At 33.3% G+C, this 25767-nt stretch carries 29 protein-coding genes; 18 read left to right on the forward strand and 11 right to left on the reverse strand.

The window, feature by feature from the left end:
- The first annotated feature begins 198 nt into the window (after positions 1–198).
- From hflX to ABD940_RS09125, 10 genes are all read left to right on the forward strand, one after another.
- A complete protein-coding gene (gene hflX / locus ABD940_RS09080; protein WP_345202677.1) occupies positions 199–1431 on the forward strand; it encodes a GTPase HflX in 1233 nt (410 codons plus the stop codon).
- A complete protein-coding gene (locus ABD940_RS09085) occupies positions 1431–2060 on the forward strand; it encodes a DUF4919 domain-containing protein (RefSeq protein ID WP_345202679.1) in 630 nt (209 codons plus the stop codon). Before hflX ends, ABD940_RS09085 begins: the two co-directional genes overlap by 1 nt.
- 30 nt (positions 2061–2090) lie before the next feature.
- Positions 2091–3371 carry a cation:proton antiporter gene (locus tag ABD940_RS09090; protein WP_345202682.1) on the forward strand — a complete coding sequence of 427 codons (1281 nt, stop codon included), beginning with the start codon at positions 2091–2093 and terminating at the stop codon, positions 3369–3371.
- A 20-nt stretch (positions 3372–3391) separates the two neighbouring features.
- On the forward strand, positions 3392–4039 hold the full coding sequence (locus tag ABD940_RS09095; RefSeq protein ID WP_345202684.1) for a DUF4919 domain-containing protein: 648 nt from the start codon (positions 3392–3394) through the stop codon (positions 4037–4039).
- Positions 4040–4043: 4 nt separating this feature from the next.
- Positions 4044–4754: a DNA alkylation repair protein gene (locus ABD940_RS09100; protein ID WP_345202686.1), complete on the forward strand. Its 711-nt coding sequence runs from the start codon at positions 4044–4046 to the stop codon at positions 4752–4754.
- Between the two features lie 21 nt (positions 4755–4775).
- Positions 4776–5444, forward strand: a complete 669-nt coding sequence (locus ABD940_RS09105; RefSeq protein WP_345202688.1) for a hypothetical protein — start codon at positions 4776–4778, stop codon at positions 5442–5444.
- Positions 5445–5455: 11 nt separating this feature from the next.
- Entirely contained in the window at positions 5456–7528 is a 2073-nt protein-coding gene (locus ABD940_RS09110; protein ID WP_345202690.1) for a hypothetical protein, read from the forward strand.
- Positions 7529–8764: a hypothetical protein gene (locus tag ABD940_RS09115; RefSeq protein ID WP_345202693.1), complete on the forward strand. Its 1236-nt coding sequence runs from the start codon at positions 7529–7531 to the stop codon at positions 8762–8764.
- Positions 8765–8787: 23 nt separating this feature from the next.
- Positions 8788–9126, forward strand: coding sequence for a DUF6122 family protein (locus ABD940_RS09120; RefSeq protein ID WP_345202696.1), 339 nt, complete (start codon positions 8788–8790; stop codon positions 9124–9126).
- Between the two features lie 64 nt (positions 9127–9190).
- Positions 9191–10261, forward strand: coding sequence for a calcium:cation antiporter (locus ABD940_RS09125; RefSeq protein ID WP_345202699.1), 1071 nt, complete (start codon positions 9191–9193; stop codon positions 10259–10261).
- A 15-nt stretch (positions 10262–10276) separates the two neighbouring features.
- On the opposite strand, the gene ABD940_RS09130 is transcribed toward ABD940_RS09125, so the two are convergent.
- The 3 genes from ABD940_RS09130 to ABD940_RS09140 form a co-directional block, all read right to left on the reverse strand.
- Entirely contained in the window at positions 10277–10657 is a 381-nt protein-coding gene (locus tag ABD940_RS09130) for a group III truncated hemoglobin (RefSeq protein WP_345202701.1), read from the reverse strand.
- Positions 10658–10815: 158 nt separating this feature from the next.
- Positions 10816–11313: a hypothetical protein gene (locus ABD940_RS09135; RefSeq protein ID WP_345202703.1), complete on the reverse strand. Its 498-nt coding sequence runs from the start codon at positions 11311–11313 to the stop codon at positions 10816–10818.
- Between the two features lie 97 nt (positions 11314–11410).
- Positions 11411–11860 (reverse strand): hypothetical protein, encoded by a 450-nt coding sequence (locus tag ABD940_RS09140; RefSeq protein WP_345202706.1) that lies wholly within the window; start codon positions 11858–11860, stop codon positions 11411–11413.
- Between the two features lie 593 nt (positions 11861–12453).
- Between ABD940_RS09140 and ABD940_RS09145 the strand changes: the two genes are divergently transcribed.
- From ABD940_RS09145 to ABD940_RS09155, 3 genes are all read left to right on the forward strand, one after another.
- The gene (locus ABD940_RS09145) at positions 12454–13425 is read left to right on the forward strand and encodes an ion channel (protein WP_345202708.1); all 972 of its coding nucleotides are present in this window, start codon (positions 12454–12456) and stop codon (positions 13423–13425) included.
- The gene (locus ABD940_RS09150; RefSeq protein ID WP_345202711.1) at positions 13426–13917 is read left to right on the forward strand and encodes a YkgJ family cysteine cluster protein; all 492 of its coding nucleotides are present in this window, start codon (positions 13426–13428) and stop codon (positions 13915–13917) included.
- Positions 13918–14034: 117 nt separating this feature from the next.
- On the forward strand, positions 14035–14358 hold the full coding sequence (locus ABD940_RS09155) for a hypothetical protein (RefSeq protein WP_345202713.1): 324 nt from the start codon (positions 14035–14037) through the stop codon (positions 14356–14358).
- A 46-nt stretch (positions 14359–14404) separates the two neighbouring features.
- Here the strand turns inward: ABD940_RS09155 and ABD940_RS09160 are convergent, their stop codons facing one another.
- The 4 genes from ABD940_RS09160 to ABD940_RS09175 all read right to left on the reverse strand — a co-directional run bounded on the left by ABD940_RS09160 (position 14405) and on the right by ABD940_RS09175 (position 18510).
- On the reverse strand, positions 14405–14770 hold the full coding sequence (locus ABD940_RS09160; RefSeq protein ID WP_345202716.1) for an iron chaperone: 366 nt from the start codon (positions 14768–14770) through the stop codon (positions 14405–14407).
- A 276-nt stretch (positions 14771–15046) separates the two neighbouring features.
- Positions 15047–16405 (reverse strand): NADP-specific glutamate dehydrogenase, encoded by a 1359-nt coding sequence (gene gdhA, locus ABD940_RS09165; protein WP_345202718.1) that lies wholly within the window; start codon positions 16403–16405, stop codon positions 15047–15049.
- A gap of 190 nt (positions 16406–16595) precedes the next feature.
- On the reverse strand, positions 16596–17705 hold the full coding sequence (gene dprA / locus ABD940_RS09170) for a DNA-processing protein DprA (protein WP_345202720.1): 1110 nt from the start codon (positions 17703–17705) through the stop codon (positions 16596–16598).
- A 34-nt stretch (positions 17706–17739) separates the two neighbouring features.
- Positions 17740–18510 carry a rhomboid family intramembrane serine protease gene (locus ABD940_RS09175; RefSeq protein ID WP_345202721.1) on the reverse strand — a complete coding sequence of 257 codons (771 nt, stop codon included), beginning with the start codon at positions 18508–18510 and terminating at the stop codon, positions 17740–17742.
- A 271-nt stretch (positions 18511–18781) separates the two neighbouring features.
- On the opposite strand from ABD940_RS09175, the gene ABD940_RS09180 reads away from it, so the two are divergent.
- On the forward strand, positions 18782–19711 hold the full coding sequence (locus ABD940_RS09180) for a DUF3078 domain-containing protein (protein WP_345202722.1): 930 nt from the start codon (positions 18782–18784) through the stop codon (positions 19709–19711).
- Positions 19712–19870: 159 nt separating this feature from the next.
- On the opposite strand, the gene ABD940_RS09185 is transcribed toward ABD940_RS09180, so the two are convergent.
- From ABD940_RS09185 to ABD940_RS09200, 4 genes are all read right to left on the reverse strand, one after another.
- Entirely contained in the window at positions 19871–20842 is a 972-nt protein-coding gene (locus tag ABD940_RS09185; RefSeq protein ID WP_345202724.1) for a T9SS type A sorting domain-containing protein, read from the reverse strand.
- Positions 20843–20960: 118 nt separating this feature from the next.
- The gene (locus ABD940_RS09190; RefSeq protein WP_345202725.1) at positions 20961–22391 is read right to left on the reverse strand and encodes a porin family protein; all 1431 of its coding nucleotides are present in this window, start codon (positions 22389–22391) and stop codon (positions 20961–20963) included.
- Positions 22384–22950 (reverse strand): RNA polymerase sigma factor, encoded by a 567-nt coding sequence (locus ABD940_RS09195; protein ID WP_345202727.1) that lies wholly within the window; start codon positions 22948–22950, stop codon positions 22384–22386. Before ABD940_RS09195 ends, ABD940_RS09190 begins: the two co-directional genes overlap by 8 nt.
- Positions 22951–23050: 100 nt before the next feature.
- Positions 23051–23626 carry a DUF4840 domain-containing protein gene (locus ABD940_RS09200; protein WP_345202730.1) on the reverse strand — a complete coding sequence of 192 codons (576 nt, stop codon included), beginning with the start codon at positions 23624–23626 and terminating at the stop codon, positions 23051–23053.
- 200 nt (positions 23627–23826) lie between these two features.
- Between ABD940_RS09200 and ABD940_RS09205 the strand changes: the two genes are divergently transcribed.
- Genes ABD940_RS09205 through ABD940_RS09220 form a run of 4 tightly spaced genes read left to right on the forward strand, consistent with a single transcriptional unit; the run spans position 23827 to position 25729 of the window.
- On the forward strand, positions 23827–24336 hold the full coding sequence (locus ABD940_RS09205) for a hypothetical protein (protein WP_345202733.1): 510 nt from the start codon (positions 23827–23829) through the stop codon (positions 24334–24336).
- Positions 24333–24680 carry a tRNA-binding protein gene (locus tag ABD940_RS09210; protein ID WP_345202736.1) on the forward strand — a complete coding sequence of 116 codons (348 nt, stop codon included), beginning with the start codon at positions 24333–24335 and terminating at the stop codon, positions 24678–24680. Before ABD940_RS09205 ends, ABD940_RS09210 begins: the two co-directional genes overlap by 4 nt.
- Before the next feature lie 14 nt (positions 24681–24694).
- Positions 24695–25399: a 3'-5' exonuclease gene (locus tag ABD940_RS09215; protein ID WP_345202738.1), complete on the forward strand. Its 705-nt coding sequence runs from the start codon at positions 24695–24697 to the stop codon at positions 25397–25399.
- Between the two features lie 3 nt (positions 25400–25402).
- Positions 25403–25729, forward strand: a complete 327-nt coding sequence (locus tag ABD940_RS09220; protein ID WP_345202741.1) for an SUF system Fe-S cluster assembly protein — start codon at positions 25403–25405, stop codon at positions 25727–25729.
- Positions 25730–25767 lie beyond the last annotated feature (38 nt).

Genomic DNA, 25767 nt, shown 5'->3' on the forward strand with positions numbered 1-25767 from the left:
TGGATGTTAGTTTTTAAGGTAAAATCTTAAATTTCAGTGATGAAATCTAATAATTCTATGGTTAAAGTTATTAAAATTCTCTAAATCAATTATATTATAAATTTAATTTAACATTAAACTTTAGGTGCCACAAAAATCATTTTGGATTTTTTCCTGAAAAATGGTATCTTGTAAATCTTACAAATACAGATAGATTTAATGCTAGAAAAGAAAGAACATAATTACGAAAAGGCAGTTTTGGTAGGTGTTGTTACGCAACATCAGGATGAAGATAAACTTCAGGAATATATGGACGAACTGGAGTTTTTGGCGTTTACAGCCGGCGCAACAGTAAACAGACGCTTTACTCAGAAATTAACACAGCCTGATTCCAAAACCTTTATCGGAAGCGGAAAAGCTCAGGAAATAAAAGAATACGTAAAAGAAAACGAAATAGGAACAGTCATTTTTGATGACGAATTATCTCCTTCACAGCTTAAAAACCTGGAAAGAGAAATGGAAGTTAAAATTCTTGACAGAACCAATCTTATTCTCGACATTTTTGCCCAAAGAGCAACGACTTCTTATGCAAGAACGCAGGTGGAATTGGCTCAATATCAATATCTTTTACCTCGATTGACGAGAATGTGGACTCACCTTGAGCGTCAGAAAGGGGGAATCGGGATGAGAGGTCCCGGTGAAACGGAGATTGAAACGGATAGACGTATCATCCGTGACAGAATTTCATTGTTAAAAGATAAGTTGAAAACAATCGACAAACAAATGGCAACTCAGCGAAACAATCGCGGAAAGGTTGTACGTGCTGCTTTGGTAGGTTACACGAACGTCGGAAAATCTACTTTGATGAACGCATTGTCAAAATCTGATGTTTTTGCTGAAAATAAATTATTCGCAACTCTTGACACAACGGTAAGAAAAGTTGTGATCGGAAATCTTCCGTTTTTATTGACGGATACGGTAGGATTCATCAGAAAATTGCCTACTCAGTTGGTAGAATCATTCAAATCTACGTTGGATGAGGTTCGTGAAGCGGATCTTTTGATTCATGTGGTTGATATTTCTCACGAAAGTTTTGAAGATCATATTGATTCTGTTAATCAGATCTTAATGGAAATCAATGCGCATCAGAAACCGATGATCATGGTTTTCAATAAAATTGATGATTTCAGCTATGAGAAAAAAGATGAAGACGATTTGACTCCATCAACAAAGAAAAATATTTCTCTTGAAGAATGGACGAAAACGTGGATGGCAAAATCTAAATATCCTACAGTTTTCATTTCAGCATTAACGAAAGAAAACTTCCCGGAAATGAAGAAAATGATCTATGATGAGGTAATGAAAATTCATATCTCAAGATTTCCTTACAACGATTTCCTTTTCGAATATTTCGATAACGACGATGAAGAAGAAAACACAGAAAAAGAGTAATGAAATATCACTTTTTCCTATTGTTGCTTTTTGTATCGGTTTTTGGTTTTAGTCAGAAATCAAAAATTGATTTTAAAGCTATTGAGAAAGATCTTAAAAATGAAAAGTCGCCTTATAATTACGAAAAATTAATTTTTAAGTATAAAGGTTATCCGAAATCTTTGGATACAATAGAAGCACAGCATCTTTACTATGGAAGAAATTTCCGTAAAGATGTGGTTTCTACATTGGATGATGATTTTAAAAATCTGGCAGAAGCTTTTAAGGCTGCAAATTATGATGAATGTATAAAACAGGGTAAAATTCTATACGAAAAAGATCCTACCAATCTGGATATTCTGTTGATTTTGCTTAAAGCTTATGATTCTAAACAGGATCCTAATAACGTCATTCATCATCTTGGACAGTTTCGTGCATTAACGGGCGCAATCAGAGCTTCCGGCGACGGAAAGACAGAAAAGACTCCTTTTCAGGTAAATTCTGTAGGCGACGAATATATCTTATTGAATATCCTGAACATTGGGCAGGATTATACAAGAGGTTCAAAAGCTTCGCGCGACGGAATTCTCGACATTTGGGAAAAAGACAACAACAAAGTTTATATCAAAGTACTTTATATCGATTATTAACAAGATAAAATTTTTTAAAACACCAAATTAGTGGAATTATATTATTCATTTTCAGCTTTAATAGTTTTAGCATCAATATTTTCATACCTTAATTACAGATTTCTGAAACTTCCGAGTACTATCGGAATTATGGTAATTGCCATCGTCGTTTCAATATTTTTGGTTTCCTTCGGAGAAGTTGTTTTACCTAAAACATACGGACATCTTCATAAACTAATGAACGGCATCGATTTTACAGAGGTTCTGATGGGAGCAATGCTTAATTTCCTTCTTTTTGCAGGAGGAATTCATATTAATATAGATGATCTTAAAGAGCAATTCCGTCCTGTGCTTATATTTTCTACGGTAGGTGTCGTTATTTCCACTTTTGTGGTAGGTTTTGGAATGTTTTATATTTTACCGTTTTTAGGGATCCATCTTCCTTTTATTTATTGTTTACTTTTCGGGGCATTAATTTCACCAACAGATCCGGTCGCAGTGTTGAGTATCCTGAAGCAGGCAAATGTTTCCAAAGGACTGGAAACAAAAGTTGCCGGAGAATCTTTGTTTAACGATGGTATGGCGGTTGTTGTTTTCACGGTTGTTCTTCAGTTGGCACTTGGTGATAAAGTAGAACTTGGAGTTGAAAACATTGGATTGTTGTTATTAAAAGAAGCAGGAGGCGGACTTTTACTGGGTATCGTTTTAGGATGGATAACTTCCAGATTAATGCGAGAAGTTGACGATTATATTATTTCTGTTTTGGTAACATTATCGGTTGTAATGGGTGGTTATCTTATTGCAAGGCAAATGCATATTTCCGGACCCTTAACGATGGTAGCAGCAGGATTATTTATGGGTAATTTTAATGTTAAATTTAAAATGAAATCCATTACTCAGGATTATTTAATTAAATTCTGGGAACTGATTGACGAAATTCTGAATGCTGTTTTGTTTTTATTTATCGGCTTTGAACTATTGATGATCAAAGACTTAAATCATTTTGTAGTTCCCGGATTGGTTGCCATCGTAATTGTGTTATTGGCAAGAGTTATTTCTATTTGGGGACCTACAAAATTTATGAAAAAGACCTTCAGCCCGCAAACCGTGAAAGTTTTAGTCTGGGGAGGAATCCGGGGCGGTGTTTCTATTGCTTTGGCAATGTCTATTCCTAAAAATGAATACAGCGAAACTATTTTAAGTATTACTTATTGTGTAGTTGTGTTTTCGATTATTGTTCAGGGACTTACGATTGCAAAAGTTGCCAATCCAAAGAAGATTGCTATAGAAGAGGAAGAGCAGGAAAGTATTACTTTAAATAATATTGATTAAATAATTGCAAATCAATTCAAATGAAAAAAATAATATTCATATTTTTGCTATTATTCTCTCAGATTTATTTCTCTCAGATCAATGTTGAAGAAATTAAAAAGAATGTCAAAGAAAATCCTCAGAAATATTATACCGACTACCTTGAAATTTTTAAAAAAGATCCATTAAAACTTTCTCAGGAAGAGATGAATCAGCTTTATTACGGGAGCCGTTTTGCGGGTACAGAATATAACATAGCCGATTATAACAAAGATTATGAGGAAATCTGGAAAATTGCTTCACGAAGAGGATTGTCAAAGGTAAAAGCTCAAAAAATAATAGCAAAAGCTGAAGCCGCTTACAATAAAGCTCCATTGAATAATGAAATATTAGCTGCAATGGTAAATATATACAATGCGATTGGAGAAAAAACAAAAGCAGAAATATGCATATTGCAGAACAATAGAATTATTAAAACAATTGATGAAAGCGGAACTGGGAAATCAGAAAACTCGCCAATCTGCGTAATCACAGCCGGAGATATGATGAGCATTGCAAAACCTGTAATGATGATGGGCAGAGCTTTTAAACAAAAAGATATAAAAACAGATGATAGCTCTATTCTGACAGAATATTCTAATGCTGGAATCAGCTTATTTGTTAAATGTATCGGATGTTTTAATTTTTAATGTTATGATTAAAGAGATTGAAGAAGCTTTAGCCGTCTTATCCATTCCCGAAAAGGCAGAATTTTTTCCTAAATTTTTTAAAACAGGAAAAGGTGAATATGGAGAAGGAGATTTGTTTCTTGGCGTAAAAGTTCCGGATCAAAGATCTGTGGCAAAAGAATATTATGCAAAGATTTCTTTGGATGAATTAAGCCAATTGCTTTCTTCTAAATACCACGAACATCGATTGACAGCATTATTTATGTTGATCTCAAAGTTTGAAAAAACAAAAGACAAAGCTGTAAAAGAGGAAATTGTAGAATTTTATCTGAATCATTTACAGCATGTGAATAATTGGGATTTGGTAGATTCAAGCTGTTATAAAATTCTGGGTCGATATGCCTTTGAAAATCAGAGAGAAGACTTGCTAAAGAAACTTTCGGATTCCGAAGAAATGTGGCACAAGAGAATTGCCGTTGTAGGAACAATGCATTATATAAAAAAAGGTTCGTTTGAGCTTACAAAAGAATTTGTTACTCAAAATTTAAAGCATACTCATGACTTGATGCATAAAGCAAATGGTTGGCTGCTTCGCGAAATGGGCAACAAAAATGAAAAAGAACTCATCGATTATCTCAACACATATTATAAAGAAATGCCAAGAACCTGTCTGAGATATGCCATCGAAAAACTGGATGAAGACCTTCGACAGGATTATCTGAAAGGCAGAATTTAGAAAAATATAAAAAAACAAATTATGAAAACTTTCCTTAAACAGTTTTTTCTGTTGATTCCTTTGTTGTTTTTAACAAGTTGTTTCGATATTTTAGATAAAATAAATGTGAAAGCTGATGGAAGCGGTGAATATACTATTATTCTCAACGCAAGCAAAAGCAAAACCCGATTGGCTTCCATCTCAAAAATGGAGACAATTAATGGCAAGAAAGTTCCTAAAAGACCAGAAATTGAATCTAAGATCAATGAAGCGGCAAGAATTTTCAAAGCAACTCCGGGAATTTCCAATGTAAAAACTTCGATGGATTTTGATAATTATATCATAAAATTAAGCTGTAATTTCAAGAAAATTGAAAATATCAATGCAGGATTGGAACAATTAAAAGCTAAAAACATTCTTGGAAAAATGATTCCGACGCAGATTTACAGTCAGAATATTGCAGGTAAATCATTTACAAGAAACAAAGTAAACACTTTCAAAAGTGACTACGATAAGATGAGTAAGGCTGATAAAGAAATTTTTAATGATGCAAAATACACTTCCGTAATGCAATTTGAAAATACGGTAAAATCTCAGACGAACAGCTCTTATCTGCTTTCACCAAACAAAAAGGCGGTAAAACTGGAAGCCAATATTCTGGATCTTATCCTTCAGAAAAAACAATTACAAAATAATATTCTATTTCAATAATTTCTCACACCATGAAATCTATTTTACTAAAAACACAAGTTGCTTTATTGCTTTTCGGGTTTACGCTCGTTTTTGCGCAACAAAAGATGAAACTTCCGAAAGACGCTCTTTTTTACATGGAAATCAATGGAAAACAGCTAAATAAAAAGGTAAACTGGCAAAAACTGAATCCTTTTTTGCTGGAAGTAACGAAAGAAAACAAAGAGAAAAAATCATCATGGAACGATTATTCCAAGACAGGAATTAAATATGATGCGACACAATATCATTATGCAAGTTTCAATGATTCTGTCAAAACGTATACGGCTCATTTTATTTTAGATAACAAAGAGAAATTTCAGGAATTCATTAATTCATCCAAGAAAAAAGGATTGGAGATTTCTAAGAAAAATAATTATTCATATGTAAATCTTGATAATGATATGTTTGTAGCATGGAACGGAGATCGTGCCGTCCTGAAAATGATCAGTTATGATAAACCTTACAAATATGATGATTCTGATATTACAGCAGACAGTGCCGCAATGGTTGTAGACAGTGCTGCAGTAATGGTAGACTCTGCTGCAGTTGCTGTTGATTCTGCCTACGTTGAAATACCTGAAGAACCTTTCAATTATAAAGAAGAAATAAAATATCTGAAAGATGATATTAAAAATTTAAAAGAAGACATTAAAGAGCACAATGCAGAAATTGCAAGAATGCAAAAGGATATCAAGTATCTTGAAAAACACCACGAATATCCAAAAGAGAAAAAGGGATCGACAGATACAAAATATTCCGGCGAAAGCGAAGATATAGTTTCTGAGCCTAAAGTTGAAATTCCGCCTCCGGGAATTGATGGTGAAGATGTGGGAGAAGATCCGGCTTATCAAAAAGAGCTTGATTCCTTAAATATCGAAAAATTCAAGATTGTAAAAAAACTGGTGGAAGCTGATTTCGACAAATATTTTAATTCAAATTTTGAACTTGAGGTTTCTAAGGATATTCTTTCCTTCCGTGATGCAAATTCTGATGTTTTTGTGTATACGGATTACGGCAGAATCGTGAATGAAGGATTGTATGGCAAAATGATGAAAAATTATGAATTCGGACAGTTTTTCAATAAAATGTACAATTCTAATTCTTCATACAATTTGTATTTTGATAAAGAAAAAGTAAGATTGGTAAGCAGTTATCAACATAAAGATTCTGAGGTTCAGAAAAACTTTTCCGCAATTTATAAAGGAAAGAAAAATAAGAAACTGATGTCGCTTATCAATGACAAAAGCATTGGTTATTACTCTATTAACGTAGACGGAAGCAAATATTTTGATTTGATGTACAGCTTACTGAAAAACTCGGGAGAAGCAGAATATCAGAAAGAAATGGAACTGATGATGGAAACCATGAAGATCGTTCTCGACGAAGAAGCTATCTCCAAAATTGCACCAGGAAACGGCATTTTCGTGTTGAATGAATTAAAGACAAAAACAGTAGAATACACAGATTACGATTACGACGAAGATTACAATGAAAAAGAGGTAAAGAAGACAAAAGAAGTAGCAATGCCAAATTTTACAATCGCTTTTGCTACGGAAAATGAAGGATATTGGAATCGCATTTTCAATGTGTTGACAACCAATAAGAAAACAGTGAAAAACTTCATTAAAAAAGGCGATTTTTACACTTTTAAAGATGATAAAAAGGATAGTTATTTAGACCAATTATTCTTCACAGTGAAAGATGGAGTTGTTTATATGACAACTTCTACAGACAATATTCTTCCTAAAGATCAATCTGATATTTCTAAAAACTGGGCAAAAGATTCGGCTAAATATCCGGCTTCCGGAAGATTCGATATTGAAAGGCTATTAATTGGTCTGGAAAAAGAATTTAAAAGTCCTTCTGAAAGAAAAACATTGGATTTTGTGAAGAAAAATGTAGGCGAAATGTATTTTAAATCTGAAGTAAAAGGCGACAGAATAGAAACCGAAATAGATTATTCTATTAAAAATTCATCAGAAAACAGCTTGATGTATTTCTTCGATTTGTTTGATGAAATCTACAAAATCAACGAATCTGAGAAAAAAACGCCCATATTATAAATGAAAAAGAAACTTATTGCATTAGTTATTTTTCTATTTGCGACGGTTATTTATTTTGTGTTTTATCATAAAAAAAATACGGTTACAATTGCTCCTGCAAATGCAGATGTAATTATTTTAGTAGACACAAAAAAGTTAACAAGGCAATATGTTTACAGTCTTGCAACTCATCCTTCGCAATGGTTTGGAAGCAAAAAAGAAGATAAAAATTCAATTTCTATAGTAAAATCGGGAGTGGAAATTCCCGATTTTTTTCAGATTTTCCATCTTAAATATTCAAAATTTTCCGATTGGTATAGTATTTTCGAATTGAAGGACAAACAAAAGTTTGCAGCATTTTTAAAACAGCAAAAATTTATAGACCAAGGAAATAATATCTTCAGAAAAGATCAGATCTATATTAAAATATTGGATAAAAAGTGCATTATTGGAAGTTCTGATCAGGATTTTGAAAGTATAGATTATCAATTACTTCCGTCTTCTAAAATTAATATTTTTGATGCAAATTCACTTATTACAAATGGTTTAGGAACTATTTTATTCAACTCTGGAAAAGGCAGCTCCAATCTTTCTATTGAATTAAATTCGGATGAAATTATCATTAAAAATAATTTGGATTCAAACGATCCGCCTTCTGTAATTTCTAAATTAGAGCAGACAAAATCTTTTTTAGAAACAGAATTAGATGCAGAAAATATCAAAAACCTGAGTTCTCTTTTTGGCAAAAATATCTTAGAATCTTCGCAAATTACCTCTCTTAAAGCAACAGCCGATCTTGAACAGGTAAACGATACGATTATCACTTATGGCTATGATGATAATTTCAATGAAGTTGAAAAAAAGAGCATTCAAAAAATCATTCAGCCGAATTATGTTATTGATCTTCAAAGCTCAGATGTTAAAAAAACAGAGGAATATTTTCAGAATAAAAAATGGATCAATGCTCAGAAACAATTTACAGCGCTTCCGTTTCAGCCTAATCATATTGAAAAAAATAAAACAGGTTTTGAAATAAAATCCATCAGAAAATCCGTTCAATTATCTTCTAAGTTAAACGAAAATTATATTTTTGTCAGAAATAATGCTTTATTACTCTCTTCTTTTAAATCTTTAAGTTCATCTGAAAAGAAATTAATTTCCGATATTGATTATATCTTTTATGGAAATAATGATCAGGATTATTATTTGAAATTACAATTTAAAAAAGGAGAATTGCCTTTGATTTTGAGATGGTAAAAAAGCTGCTTTAAAATTTGCTGATGGATTCTTCTGACATTGTATTGATAAAAACTTTTACGCATTATTTCTTACATTTTGTTTTTCCTGTTTTCATCGCCTTAATTTTTTACCGCGAAAACTGGAAAAAGGTTTATTTAATTCTATTAGCAACAATGCTTGTAGATTTGGATCATCTTTTTGCTACTCCTATTTTTGATCCGAACCGCGGAAGTATCGGATTTCACTTTTTGCATTCTTATTATACTATTGCGGTGTATTTTTTGATGCTGTTTTTTAAAGGAAATATCAGAATTGTCGGCATTGGACTTTTGTTTCATATGCTAACAGATTTTCAGGATTTTTACTTCTGGAGTCATTAAAATATGATTAATATTTTCTTTTAATATTTAAAATCTCATTGATTTTTTGTATTTTAGAGACAATATGAAATTAAAAGAATTCTTGCATTATACTTACATTTTTCCTCTTTTGGCAGTGGGATATTATTTCTCCGGACTTATGGGAACAGGTGTTTTGTTTGATATAATTGCCGGAATTTTATTAACAGGAAGCGTTTTATCTGCCGTTCATCATGCTGAAGTTGTTGCCCACAAAGTCGGGGAACCTTTCGGAACAATTATTTTAGCACTTTGTATTACTATAATTGAAGTAGCTTTAATTATTTCCCTAATGGTTGCAGGTGGAGATCAGGCAATTACGCTCGCAAGAGATACGGTTTTCGCAGCCGTAATGCTTATTCTTAACGGGATTTTAGGAATCTGTATTTTGGTAGGAGGAGTAAAATATTATGAACAGTTTTTTGCACGAACTTCTGCGACAACTTATTTGGTAAGTATTGTTTCTATTTTGGTTTTAACTTTAGTACTTCCGAATTTCACTTCAAGTGTTAATGGTCCCTTTTACAATAAGCCTCAATTGATTTTCATTTCTATCGCCTGTCTTGTCATTTATGGTATATTTTTGATGGTTCAGACTGTAAGGCACAGAAATTATTTCATCGTTCCGGAAGAGCATCCGGAAGGAGTTTATATTCCGTCTAACTCAAAAACAGTTATCAGTTTTGTCTTTCTGGTTATTTGTCTGGCAATTGTTGTAATGATGGCAAAAGGTCTTTCCACAACGATTGAGAATATGGTTCAGGGATTTGGAGCGCCAAAATCTTTGGTTGGGGTAATTATTGCTGCTGTAGTTTTACTTCCGGAAGGTGTTGCGGCAATCAGAGCGGCTCGAAGCAATCAAATCCAGTCGAGTCTGAATTTGGCTTTAGGATCAGCTTTGGCGAGTATAGGACTGACAATTCCTGCAGTTTCTGCGGTTTGTATAATGTACGATATTCCGCTGGTTTTAGGCTTGGACAAAAAAGATATTATTCTCCTTTCTTTATCGGTTTTTATCGTCATGCTTTCGCTAAGTCGAGGAAAAACAAATGTTCTTTATGGAACTGTTTTGCTGGTTAATCTTGCGGCTTATATTTTTACGGTAATCGTTCCTTAATTTAGCTTAAAAAAATCACAGTCTCTTTGCCAAATCCATTTTGAAAGACATTAGTTTGGCAATATTTTCAGATTTATAAATAGCCATATCTGCATTTTCACCAACGAAGTTTTCTTCAATTGTGGTTCTCCAAAGTTCCAGCCATTTGTCGAAATGCTTCTGTTCCATAGCTTCAATTTCATTAATAGGAAAATGAACGCCCATCGGATTTCCCTTGTAAGACATCTGTCCAAAAAGAACCGATTCCCAAAACGAATACATTTTCGGCAAATGCTTATCCCAATCTACTTTGGCAACATCATTAAAAAAATGCGAAATCGTCTCATCTTTAACGACTTTGCCATAAAATGAATTCACAAGATGTTCTATATCTTCCCTTGATTCCAATTTTTTCATACATCAAAGTTAATTTAAAATCAATTGTTAAATTCAATCGTTGAGTTGATAAATTTCACTATCAAAAGTTTTTTTAATTAATGAATGTAAGTTGCTGAAAACTAAGAGCTCTTTTAATAATTATATTTTGATGACTAAAATATTTAGTATTAAAAACTTTAATTTTCAAATTTTATAGGTTCGCTCCATAGAATTTCATATTTTTTATTTTCGATTTTTTCCCAGTAAGATTCGAAAGAATTAGATTTATCTGGAAAAATAATTTTTTTGTATCCAATTTTGAAATAATTACTTTTTGAATTAGGATTTTTTATCACCAGTAATTTATATTTTTCAGAAGTATTTTTTTTTAACTCTATACTTACAGGAAAGTTAGAATCGCAGTTAAATCCTTCAAACGAAAAATTAGTATTATCAAGTACAAAGTTACTAGTATATGAGCAACTCATAATTCCATACGATTTATTATTTTTTTTATTTTTTATAAATTGAATTTCGACTTCTTGACCAATTTTTTCAGGATGGTATTTTTTCAAATATTGATTATTATTTCGATTTAAATTTATTTTCACAGTTTTAATATTCATTTTTAATTCTGGTCTTTCTTTACAAGAAAATATTAAAAACGATATCAATAAAAATAGTGGGAATCTCATTTTGGAATACGAATTTTGTTATATAGCAGATAATGGTTCGGGAATTTTAGCACTAAAGTCAATCGAGGAACAAAGTCTAAAATGGGGTTTCTCGTTATTATTTTTTACCTTTAGGCAATGCAATTATTTCAAGGAATCTCAATGCATCTTCAATAATATATGGCCTTGTGCTTTCTTTTGGTCTCCAATCCTGATGAAGAAAATATCGAATTAACTCGGCTATAACAGCCGGCCGATTCAAATTGATGTCACCAGTTTGTTCTTCATTAGCCGGGTAAGGTTCATTATCGGGTAACTTATACAACCAAATTACTCCATCATCGGGATAACCTATGCACCATTTTTCTTTTTCTATATCTGACTTAAGAGTTAAATTATCCTCTTCTCGAAACGATAGTTGAAGCGGAGATTTTTTATATCCTTCAAGATAAATCGCAACCTTTTCAACGCATTTTGAGTGTTCATAATTTGTTAAATGAACATGCAATCTTTTCCATAAGTAAGTCTCATTATCTATTTTAATTTTCCTTAATATATTTTTTTTCATTAACTGTCTTTTTAAAATGCGCTATAACTTTCGTAAAGTTATTTATGATACTAATATAAAAATTTATTTTGATGAATTGATTTTTAAGTGCTTATAAATCTTTTTCAACTTATATTATCTTTGGATTGACGAATCTTTTGTTTTTTTAGATAAAAACCTAGACAGATAAAATAAATTTCATTCCTCTGCAGGAGTTACATATATATTAAAAAAGTATGCTAATGCGACCAGATTTATTAATCCTGAAATTATTCCATATGCTTTAAGGCACTCAAAAGCGATGCATCTTGCTGAAGCAGGATTAAGCTTATTTTGAATAAGAGATTTTCTTGGTCACTTTAGTATACAAATTACAGATAGGTATACTCGAACTGATTCTGAATGGAAAAGAAAAGCACTAGAATCTATTTATGAAATTTCTTGAAAACAATATTTTATCTTTGCATGTTATATTTAAACTTAAAAAAAATTAAGATGTTTCGACAGACTCAGCATAACATTCCTAATACTATATATTTTAGCGTTGTCATTTGCGGTTGTCATGCTGAACCTGTCAAAGCATCTCACATTAAATCAAACAAATGATATAAAAAATGGCACGAGGATTCAGACAAAAAATACATCAGAAAAATACCGAAAACAGTGGCTTCGGAGACAATGCTTCGGGGAGATTTATCAACAAAGACGGGCTTCCGAATGTCAATAGAAAAGGAGTGAATATTTTCAATCGTTTCAGTTGGTATCATACAATGCTGGATTTGTCTACATTTCAGTTTCTTTCGTATTTGGTCATCGCTTATATTTTGGTTAATCTTTTCTTTGCCTTAATTTATTATCTAATTGGCGTAGAACATCTTACCGGAATTGACAAAAGTGATCCGATCAATGAATTTATCGATGTATTTTTCTTTAGTTCGCAAACTTTTACGACGGTTGGTTATGGAAGAATTGCCCCGGTTGGTTTTATGGCTAGTTTGGTGGCAACTTTTGAAGCTTTCTTGGGATTGCTTACCTTTGCGATTGCAACGGGGCTTTTTTACGGAAGATTTTCCAGACCGAGAGCTTATTTGAAGTTTTCTGATATTGCGGTTATTGCGCCTTTTAAGGAAAGTTCGGCATTGATGTTCAGATTGGCACCTTTTAAAAATAATGCATTGACTGACGCTGATGTAGTTGTTTCCACTGCAATTGAAGTTATAGAAGACAGTGTTCCGAAGACTAATTTTTATCAGTTAAAGACTCAGTTAAGCAAAATCAATACATTAGCTCTGAATTGGACGATCGTTCATAAAATAGATGAAGAATCGCCGTTTTATGGATTTTCTGGTGACGATTTTAAGAATACGAATATTGAGATTATTGTTCATGTTCGGGCTTTTGATGAAGTGTTTTCGAATACGGTGGTTCAAAGGTCTTCTTATGTTTCAAAAGAAATAATTTATGGAGCGAAGTTTATTCCGATGTATTATCCTGATAAAGAGAATCTTTCTACAATTTTGGATCTGGATAAAATTAATGATTATCAAAACGCAGATCTTCCCGTTTTTGCGGAAGAGCAATTATAAATGAATTTAGAACTTTACAAAAAACAGGCTTTACAAAAACAAAAAGAGCATAAAAAATTTCTGGACGGATTGAAAAAGAAACCGCCCAAGAATCTCGATTATATTGTTCAGGAAACTCATGATGAAGTTTTTGAGAATGTAGTTGATTGTCTTCAATGCGCTAATTGCTGCAAAACAACGGGACCGCTTTATACGGAAAAAGACATTGAAAGAATTTCAAAGCATCTTCGTATGAAACAGGCAGATTTTGAGGCAAAATTTCTTCGTGTCGATGAAGATAACGACAAAGTTTTACAAAATCTTCCCTGTCATTTTTTGAATGATGACAATACTTGCTCAATTTATGAAGTTCGCCCGAAAGCCTGCAGAGAATATCCTCACACTGACAGAAAAAAGATTTATCAGATTAATAATTTAATGATTAAAAATACTGTGATTTGTCCTGCAGCTTATGAATTTGTAGAAAGAATTATGAAAAATTTGGCAAAGTAAGCTATAATCCAAAATCGCTCTTAAAAAATTATAAAGTCCGTTAAATAAATACTTTAGATATACTATTCAATAATAAAGTGGCGTTTTAATTAAACAACCATTTAAAATATTAGTATTATGAAAAAGTTAGTTTTAACAGCAGCGTTTACATTAGTCGGAGTAATCGCGGTATCGGCTCAGACAGGAACACCTCAAAATCCGTCTCAAAATTCTAATGACCAGTCGACAACTCAAACAAAACAGAATTCACAGGCAGCATCAAACTGGGGAACAGCATCGCAAAACCAAAATACAACAGCTACAGCGACCGTGGAGGCGACTCCCGCAACATCTGCTACTGATGCAACAGCAAACGTAAGTGCAGATACGACTTTGGATGCAACAAAACCAACGGACGCGACAAAAGAAGAAAAGAAGTCTAAAAAGAAAAAGTCTAAGTAGTTTTAAATTTAATCAAAGTAGAAATGGAATCCTGGAATATAATATTTCAGGATTTTTTTTGATCAATTTCTGTAATTCTGAATTGTACAATCTTTTTAATTAAATCTAAAGGAAGGTCTTTATTTACTGGAAATTGTACAGCTCCTTTTGAGAATTTGTAATTATTTTCATTAAAATCTTTTTCAAAATTTTTGATACCTTCTGCTCCCGGATATAAACCGATATGTTTTTTGTAGCCTGCAAAGTAAACCAAAGGTTTCTTTTTATATTTAAAAGCGGGCATTTGGTAGCCAATATATTCTTCAATCTCAGGATTTTGAGCGTGAATGATTTTTCTTATTTCTTCTAATTTCTGCTGAATTTCCGGAAAGAGGAGAATATATTCGTTGATATTTTCAAAAGTGTTTTTCATTTTTTAAAATTAATGATTTTTGAAATATGATGATGCTTCGACAGGTAGCATGATAACGCTACAAGTTAATCGCTAATAAAAAGTTAGTATTAGAGATGTTCATGTTGAGCGTGTATAAGCATCTGTAAACGAATTTTTTTAAATATTATAAAAAACAAAAAAAGCGCTGAAATAAATCAACGCTTTCTCCTTTCACTTTTTACTTTTTTCCCATTTATAATCCCGGGAACAGGTTATAATTAAAAAAGGTCGGGAACATTTCCCAACCTTTATATTTTATACTACTCCTTGAGCTAACATTGCTTCTGCAACTTTCACGAAGCCGGCGATATTTGCGCCTTTTACGTAGTTTACATAGCCGTCTTCCTCTTTTCCGTAGTCTCTACAAGCTTTGTGGATCCCGATCATGATCTCTTTCAATCTTGCATCTACTTCTTCAGAAGTCCAGTTTAGACGAATTGAGTTCTGAGTCATTTCTAATCCTGAAGTTGCAACTCCACCCGCGTTAGAAGCCTTACCTGGAGAGAACAATACTTTATTGTCTAAGAAATAGTTGATCGCATCTAAAGTTGAAGGCATATTCGCTGCTTCAGTTACACAAACGCAACCGTTTTCTACCAATAATTTAGCATCTTCAAGATCCAATTCATTTTGAGTTGCAGAAGGGATGGCAACATCACACTTCACTTCCCAAGGACGTTTTCCAGCGAAAAATTCTGCAGTTGGGTATTGTTTTACATAATCTTCCGCTCTGTTGTTTCCAGAATTTCTAAGTTCTAATAAATAATCGATTTTTTCTCCATCGATTCCGTCTTTATCATAAACATATCCATCTGGTCCGGAAATAGTTACTACTTTTCCTCCAAGTTCAGAGATTTTTTTGATAACTCCCCAAGCTACGTTTCCGAAACCTGAAACAGTTACTGTTTTATCTTTAAAAGTCTGTCCGATTGTCTTAAGCATCTGCTCAGCAAAGTAAACAACTCCGTATCCTGTAGCTTCAGGACGGATCAGTGAACCACCGTAAGCAAGACCTTTACCAGTCAATACACCTGTAAATTCATTTCTGATTTTCTTGTACTGTCCGAATAAATATCCGATCTCTCTTGCTCCAACACCGATGTCTCCTGCAGGAACATCAGTTTCAGGACCGATATGTTTGCACATTTCTGTCATGAAAGCCTGGCAAAAACGCATTACTTCCATATCAGTTTTACCTTGTGGATCGAAGTCTGAACCTCCTTTTCCACCTCCCATCGGAAGCGTCGTTAAAGAGTTTTTGAAAACTTGCTCGAAAGCTAAAAATTTAAGCACAGAAAGATTTACCGTAGGATGGAAACGGATTCCTCCTTTGTAAGGTCCGATTGCAGAGTTCATTTGGATTCTGAAACCTCTGTTTACCTGGATTTCTCCTTTATCGTCAACCCATGGAACTCTGAAGATGATTACTCTTTCAGCTTCCGCCATTCTTTCAAGAAGTTTCATTCCTGTGTATTCCTTTTTGGTCATAATAAACGGAATTACAGTAACAGCAACTTCTTTTACGGCTTGTAAAAATTCTGGCTCATTAGGGTTTTTTGCCTCAATTTTTGCAATAAACTCCTGGATTTTCTGGTCAATATTATATTGTTCCATATATTAGGGTTGAATATTATTGCCAACAAATTTAATTTTTTTTTCAAGATTCACAATACCTCAATTGATGATTGTTGAAAATTTAATAATATAATCTCTTAATATTATTAAATTGATAATTAACGCTTTAATATTGTTAAAAATTAAATGTTATGTTTAAAATAATGCAATATTAAGAAATCGTTAAATGTCATATTGCCATAAATTGTCTCCCGGAAAATGATTTTAATTTCCCTAAAAGTTCCAATTCTAAAATTATAGGTAAAATTTTGTGTGAAGAGAGATCGATTTTCACTGCCAAATCATCCAAAGAAATTTGAGGATTTTCATAGATTGTCTTAAATATTAATTCCTGGTTTTCAGTTAATTGAATGCTGATTTCATTTCGTGGAAACAATTCCTCAGTTTTCATTTTTGGATTATTAAATCCTAAATTATCAATGAGGTCTTTTATCGTAGAAATTGTTGAAGCTTTGTTCTGAAAAATCAAATGATTGCAGCCCTGACTTTGTTTATCTGTAATTTTTCCGGGTAATGCAAAAACTTCACGATTGTAACCATTTGCGAAGGTTGCTGTACTTATCGAGCCTCCTCCGAATGCAGTTTCCACGACAATTGTTGAAGGAGAAATTCCCGCAACAATTCTATTTCTCTGGATAAAATTTTCCCGATCAGGTTTTCTTGAAGAATTGAATTCTGTGAATAAAGCTCCACCTTCTTCGACTATTTTCTCTGACAATTTTCTGTTTTTTGCAGGATACAAGGTATGAAAACCATGCGCCAAAACCGCAATCGTTGGAATTTGATTATGAATCGATTGCTCGTGAACTTCTTTGTCGACACCTAAAGCTAAACCGCTCACTGAAGTATAATCACAAGATTTTGTTTCTTCAAAAAAATCATGGATAAACTGTTTTCCGTAAGGCGTCATATTTCGGGTTCCGACGATGCTTACTTTTGGTTTAGAATGATCAAAACTTCCTTTTTGATATAAAATAGCAGGAGCGTCTTCGCATTCATTTAATAATTGCGGAAGTTCCTGAAGGTGCCTTAAATTAATTTTGATATTATTTGTTTCGCAAAATTTTAACTCTTTCTCTGCAAATTTCAGATGTTCCGGGTTTCCAATATCATAAACTATTTTTGATCCGAAACCATCGAGTTTTTTATATTCTTTCTTGGTCTTTTCCCAAGCATTTTTTGCACTGCCAAAGGTTCGGACAAGTTTATTGAAATTGATGTTGCCTATTAAATTACACTCGCGCAAAGCGATTGCATAAAGATGCTCTTCAGAATACATTTGTGTCGTTTTGACAAATGTAAAAAATTTTCTTTTATTTTCCTCTTAATTCATCCAGACGATCCCAAATATCATCTTTCTTTTTGTAAGGCAGTTCCAAAAAATCATCAGGATGATTTTCTTTGTATTCCTGCCAAAGTTTATCATCTTTTTCACTGTAATAGTTAGGAAATTCCCAAATATATTTTTTCTTTTTTTCACCGACTTTTTTAAATAATAAAGCAAGAATAATTCCTACGACCGCACCCGCAAGATGAGCCTGCCAGGAAATTTTGCTTGGTTCCTGAAGATTTGAAAACAATTCTTCCGGCAACATTCCCCAAACTAAACTTCCATAGTATAAAACGACTAATAAAGAAATAGTCAGAAGTTTTACATTCCATTTGAAAACTCCGCTGAAAAACAGAAAAAAGGCAAGAACATAAACAACGCCACTTGCTCCGATTGTGCAGGTATAAAGATAATCGCCTGTCATAATATCAATCGGCGGAAGAAGCCAGACCAAAAATCCTGTTGCCAACCAACCGATAATAAAAACTTTATTGGCAACCAAGGGATAAAATTGATATAATAAAAACATCAGGACAGCAATCGGGATAGAATTTCCGACGATATGATCCATGTTTCCGTGTAAAAGAGGTGAAGTGATAATTCCCAATAAGCCTTCCGGCAACAATGGTATTATCGCCCCGAAACAGCTTTGAAAAAAGCCGTGCATCTGTAAGAAAAAGCCCAACCACATCGCCGCAAGCATTAGCAATGGATATAATATGGCTTTTTTGGAAATTACATTATTTTTAAACATAGTCTTTCAACGTCAAATGGAAAGCCAATGATAAATTTCGGAAAAATTGGCGATGAAACATTGAGTTTCAATTTTATTTCAGACAAAAAGTTATGATTTTAATCAGTTTTGAATTTTTAGCATAATATTTTGTCATTGAAATTTTGAAAGTGGCTTGGTTTTAGTTGGTTAAAAGTCCGAAAATGCAGTGTTGAGAATATTTAAGGTAAGATTTAGTCTGTTTTTAATAAAAATTATATTTAATATTTTTGCAAATCAAAATCTTGGACTCATGAAGAAGTTTTTATTGATACTTACCCTTTCTTTAGGGATTTTTGGCAATGCACAAGTCGTAATAATTGATACCGGAGCCGTGAAAATCGATACGGTAAAACACTGGTCTGTTTTAGGAAAACAATCTTTAATGATTAATCAGGCTGCCTTTTCGAATTGGGTAGGTGGTGGAGCTAACAACGTTGGTTGGCTTGCAGGAGCTGATTACAATATTACTTATGAAAAAGACAAAGATCTTTGGGAAAATATCATTCTTTTAAATTATGGTCAAAATAATACTCAGGGAATCGGAGAGAGAAAAACTCAAGACTTAATTAATGTTTCCACCAATTATGGGAGAAAAGTTTCAAAAAGCTGGTATCTTTCTGTGGGAGCGGGTTTATTGTCCCAGTTTTCTGCGGGATATGAAGACGGAAACAATCCTGAAGCAAAGAAAATATCCAATTTCATGGCTCCCGGTTATCTGAATGTCGGTATGGGTATCACATACAGACCAAATGATAATTTAAATGTTACACTCCGTCCAAGTAACGCAAGATGGGCTTTTGTTTTGGATAAAGACCTGCAATTAGCCGGAAATTATGGTCTGAAAGCGGATGGAGATTCTTCGATATTACAGTATGGTTTCCTTGGAACGGCTTATTATAAAGTCAAATTAATGGAAAACGTCAATGTTACCAACACGGCTTCCGTTTTCTCTAATTATCTGGATCATCCTGAAAGATTGGTTTTAGCTTATGGAATGGTTTTGAATTTAAAGGTTAATAAATTCATTTCTTCCAATATTACGGTCGATGTGATGTACGATCATAATCAGGTCCAAAAAACACAGCTAAAACAGACTTTGGGAGTTGGTTTTGCCTATACTTTAAATAATGGAGTGAAGCGTTCTGACAGAAAGGATAGTCAGTGGTGGATTAAGAAATAATTAATTTCAAATTAAATATATAAAGCTGTTTCAAAAATGAGGCAGCTTTTTTATTCAAATCATATCAATATTAAATAAAAAGAGACCATCTTTAAAAGACAGTCTCTCGTGAGAATTATTGAAAAAACTAAAATCCACTGTATTGGACTTCTTTATGCTCTATTTTTTGATGAATTTATTTTTAAATATTTTTCCGTCTGCATTTTTAGAAACAACAATATATGTTCCCGGAACAAGACCACTTACATCGATTGCTTCAGAATAGGTGTGATCTTTCTTTTGCTTAATTAATTTTCCTGACATATCAATAATAGAAACTTCAGGATACTTTTTATCAGATTCTCTTCCTATGTACAGGAATTGTGAAGTTGGATTTGGGTAGATATTTAAGCTGTTTTCTTTCAGTTTTACTTCGCCCGTTGAAAGATTGCTGCAAAAATTCCAGTTTCCGAAATTTAATTGAATAAATGCAAAATCACCTAAAAACTCACATTGATCGGGACAATATTCTGTACATGCATAAAATCCGTAATTTCCTGTAGAAGTTGCAGTATAAGAATCTCCTGTAGCGCCAGGAATTATACAAGGATCAGTTGATGAAGCCGGAATAGTTGCCGGAACACATTTGAACCATGTATGAGTTCCGTAAACCAATGGAAATCCGTCATTAAGCTGTACAGAAGCCCCTTCACAAATATTATATTCTCCCGGTCCGATTTCCTCAAAAGTTCCGGGCTGAAAATCTGCAATCATAAACGGAAGTCCGTAAGCATATCCATCTGCCATTACAGGTTCGCTCTCCGCTGTACAGTCGTTCTGCGTCACTTCAACTTTAAAATAATATAACATATCTGTTGATCCGTTGATTGTTAAAGTCTGAGAAGTCGCTCCGGTAATTGGAACCCACGGATTTGTGTTCGGAGTTTGCCAATCCCACTCCTGTTTGTACCATTGATAGGTTGCGTAAGTCTGCGTCGTAGTAAGTGTTTCGCTTTCAGAATTACAGAAAACGACTTTGTCCGGAAACATTGTTCCTAATCTTGGACTTGTGATTACTGGTGTACATTGTTGGGCTTTCAGATTTAAAAAACTTAAAAATAAAAGACTTAAAAAAATTAGTTTTGTTTTCATATAAAGAATTTTATTGTGTGGCTTGGTGTTAAAAAAACGTCTGTTTAATTGCAATACTTTCCTAAACACTTTAAATATTTAAGTGCTTAAAAACTTTTGATTATATTTTATTATGAAATTATTCCAGCAATACTCTGATCCCGAATTTCAGATTGAAATTCAGGGGTTTTTCTTTATAAATGGTATTAAGTGAGCTGTTGTCATTAAAATGATATCCAATTCCCGGCTCTGCATAAATTCCGATGTTTTTAATAACTTTCAACTGTAATCCAACTGCCGTATTTACAGAAACCTGAACCGGCTTTTCGCTGATGTTTTCTTTTGTATTCTCTTTCACTACTCCATCCACGATATATTTTGTTTTGATATCCCCCGAAACGACTTTTTCTACAATTCCGCCACCTGTCACATAACCTGTAAAAGCTCCTTTTTGAATTACGTTATAATTTATCTGAACCGGAATTCCCACATAATGAATATTCTGTTCACTGCTGATAAAATTATTATCACTTCCGGAAGTAAGCTCTGCCGAAAGTTTTGTATAATTGATTCCTGTTCCGACGCTCCATCTTTTTCCTAAATTTTTAAAAACAGAAGCCCCGAAAGTGATCGGTGTTTTGTGTTTGATCTTGGCATCCACTTTTTTGTCCTGATTTGCCAAAAGAATTGCCATCAAAGGATTTTCTTCATAATCCATACCCCAAACTTCCGGAAGACTTAGTGTAGTTCCGTTTAAAGTAGCATATCCCGGAAACTGGTCGGTCGAGTTTGAAGAAGCATTTCCTGTCAGTACCCCTACTGTCCAGGATTTTTTAGTTTTACTTCCAGCTAACTTTGTTTTTTCCGCTTCCTCAAATTTCTCCTTCCATTCTCTTTCCTCTTTCGTAAGAAGTTCGTGAGTTTCGGTTTCCTCTTCATTATTTTTTTGTCCTTCGACGGCATTCTTATTTTGCTCCTGAGCTAAGTTTTGATCATTTTGATTAAATAATTTCTCAGCCTGATTTTGATTTCTGTTCTCAGAAATTTCACTTTTCCAAAGAACGTTTTCGAGATTTTTTGTTTTATTTAAAAGATTTTCAACACTGTTTTCCCTGAAAACCTGATATATATTTTTTTCTTGATCTGAATTAATTTTATTTAAATCATTTCTTTGCTTAAAAGAATTTTCAACAGCTTGATTTTCTTTAAAGTTTGATAATTTCGGATCATCAGAAAAAATTTTTGTAGATTCTTGATGCTTCTGATCAGCATATTTCGGTTTTTCGGAAGGTTGTTTTTTACCGTTAAAATCAATCAGCCTGCCCAAAATAAAGAACATTGCAATTGCCGCCGCAACACTGCCAATACGATACAATAAAGTTCTATGATTAATTTTAATAACAGCTTTTTCCTGCGCTTTCAAGTTATCACTCATTGCGCCAAGAACAATATTCTTCGCTTCCTCTTCATCAAACAATTCATCCCTGATATTTTTCCACAATCCTTCAGGAACATCTTCCGTGTGATCTTCCATTTTTCTGCGCAGATCATTTAACCATTCATTACTCATATTGCGCCGCTTTAGACATTTTATATTCTTTTATTTTCCGGGCAAGCATTGATTTTGCTCTATGCAGCTGCGACGCGGAAGAATTTTCTGCAATTCCCAGTATTTCTGCAATTTCTTTATGACTTTTTTCCTCAAAAACATATAAATTGAAAACGGCTCTGTATCCTTGCGGAAGCAATCGTATCATTTTCATGATGGTCTGTTGCGAAATTTCTTCAAAGTTGGGTTCTTCATCATTTTGCTCATCAGGAATTTCAAAATCTTCTGAAACTTTTTTAAGTTCAGGATTTTGTTTGATGTGCTTTAAAGATTCATTCACTACAATTCTGGTAATCCATGCTTTTAAAGAACCATTTCCCCTGTATTCAAAAGAACTTATCGATCGGAACATTTGGATAAAACTGTTCTGCAGAACATCATTAACATCTTCTTTATCAATAACATATCTCGAACAGACATAGATAAGACTGCCTGAATAAGCTCCGAAAAGCTCCTTCCAAGCCGATTCTTCCTTTTGCAAAAGGCGGTTTACCAAAATCTGTTCCTGATTTTCCTTCATTAACAATTATCAATCATCCAATTTTCACTCTCAATTTAACATAATGCAAAGATAGGCAGCCTCAAATTGAGGCTTACCTACTTGACAAATAACCATTACTTTAATTTTTAACACTGATCGGGATATCATATTTTATAGTCTGATAAGGGGCAAAATCCACCCCGTCAATGGTTATTTTTTCCGCTTCCAATCCAAATCTTATCGACCAGTCGTACCCTACAAAGAATCCTTTTTGTTTAGCAACCAATTTTACCATAGCATTTTTCGTTGTTCCGTCAACAGGAATCTGAATTTCTAAAGTTTTTGGTTCAAAAGTTAATTCTACGACGTTTTGGTCTGTATTTAATTTTGATTTATAATTCAATTTATATTCAACTTTTCCGATGTGAGCCAAAGCTGTGTCTGCTTTTACCGGATCCGTCACAATCGTTTTTACAATTTCTCTTAAAGGAAAATCTTTAAAAGTGATGATCGTATCTTTTGCTGTAAAATCAATGAGCTTTTCATTAAATTTGCCGTTTTGTGAAGTCACTAATCTTGCTTTATAATTTCCGTTCACATCACTTACCTTCACCGGAATCGGCTCATATCTATCACCATTACAAGATGTTAAAGAAAATCCTAAAACTGCGATCATCGCAATCATTAAAAAATTAAGTACTGTTTGTTTCTTCATTATTTTCGATTTTTAACATTAAACATTATTCATTGAGTACTCAATTATATAAATCCGATTTTGCTGAAATCTTGCACGGGAATTAACAAAAATGTTTCAGAAAATTCATAACTAGTTGATTTTTAATAGCAAAATTTTTCTATTTTAAAATCATTTTTAAGTTTCATTATTTTAATACATTTGTTAAAACATATTTAAAGATGAATTTCGAACAAATTAATTTACACCTTGAAGCTTACAAAGAACACGACCAGATCATTGATGCGGCAGAATATTTAATCCGTTCCTTTAATCTTGAACATGAAAACTTCGGGGGATTTGGTCTTCGGGAAGAAGTTTTTCCAAATTCTTTGGTTTTAACGGCAGAAGGAGAATTGGGCGGTTTACAAAAGGTAATGATCCCTAAAAATCTTTTTGATTTTGATCTTAACCTGGTTCTTAATCTCGTTGCTCACGAAATGCTTCATGTAAGGCAAAAAGCTCCGGGACATGTAATCGAAGAAAAGAGCGAAAGAGAATTTCTGGCATATTACGAAATGCTTTTCCATACCGTTTTTCCACAGATTCCGGAAGTTTCCAACTTTCATAAGAAGGATTTTGGAAATAAAGCTTTAGAATATTACAAAAGAATGGGCGAAGGTTCTGATTTGCAGAAAAAATATGCAGTCCAAAAAACAGAAGTACAAAATTTAATCAATTCATTATCATGACAATAAAACCCGAAATTTCATGGGGAGATTTTGAAAAAATAGACATCCGGTGCGGAACGATCATTTCAGTAAACGATTTTGAAAAAGCAAGAAATCCGTCTTATCAATTGGAAATAGATTTCGGAGATTTAGGTATTAAAAAATCATCTGCACAAATCACTTCTTTATATCAGAAAGAAGAATTAATCGGTCAGCAAGTTTTGGCTGTTGTTAATTTTCCTAAAAAACAAATCGCCAATTTTTTCAGCGAATGTCTGGTTTTGGGTGTTTATGGTGAAGATCAAAAAGATGTTACTTTATTAACGCCTTCATTACCAACAAAAAACGGAATGCAGGTCGGTTAAAAAACTTATAAAACATGATACAAAAAATTCCTTTAGAAAGAGTTTTATTCCTTGATATTGAGACTGTTCCAGGCTTCGGTTTGTGGGAAGAACTGTCCGAAGCCGAACAGATACTTTGGGACAAAAAAACAAGATTCCAGAGAAAAGATGAGATCTCTGCAGGAGAATTTTATGAAGACAGAGCCGGAATTATGGCTGAATTTGGAAAAATTATCTGCATCACAATCGGGATGACTGAGAAAAATGATACTTTAAAGATCAAAAGTTTTGCGGGTGATGACGAAAAAAAATTACTGATGGATTTTGGTGAAATTTTTAACAGTCAGAGACTTCGCGATGTGATTCTTTGCGCGCACAACGGAAAAGAATTTGACTTTCCGTGGATTGCAAGAAGATATTTGATCAACGGAATAATGCCTCCTACTCCATTTCAGATGTTTGGAAAAAAGCCTTGGGAAATTCCGCATATCGATACGATGGAACTTTGGAAGTTCGGAGATTATAAAAGTTTCATTTCTCTGGAATTACTGGCTCATGTTTTCGGAATTCCGACTCCGAAAGACGACATCGACGGCTCAATGGTTTCATCAATCTACTACATAGAGAAAGACTTGCAAAGAATAGTTGACTATTGTGAAAAAGATGTCTTAACTTTGGCAAATATTTTCCGGCGTATGCGTCAGGAAGATTTGTTGAAAAGGTACATCAATTTAGATTAAAAAATGAAATTTACAGACGATCAGATTGCCGACATCGGTGAAGAAATCATCACAGTTTTAAAAAGTGTATATGACCCTGAAATTCCGGTAGATATCTACGAACTGGGATTGGTTTACGACGTACAGATCTCCGATGATGCGGATGTTAAAATCATCATGACACTTACGACTCCGAACTGCCCCGTTGCAGAAACGCTTCCACAAGAAGTAAAAGATAAAGTTACGGACGTAGAAAATGTAAAAAGCGTGGATCTGGAACTTACTTTTGAACCAAGCTGGAACAAAGATATGATGAGCGAAGAGGCTAAGTTTGAGCTTGGAATGCTTTAATCATTCAAAAAATTTAAGACATTGTATTTTGAAAATTA

The sequence above is a fragment of the Chryseobacterium ginsengisoli genome, from assembly GCF_039542325.1.
In the GTDB taxonomy this organism is placed as follows: domain Bacteria; phylum Bacteroidota; class Bacteroidia; order Flavobacteriales; family Weeksellaceae; genus Chryseobacterium; species Chryseobacterium ginsengisoli.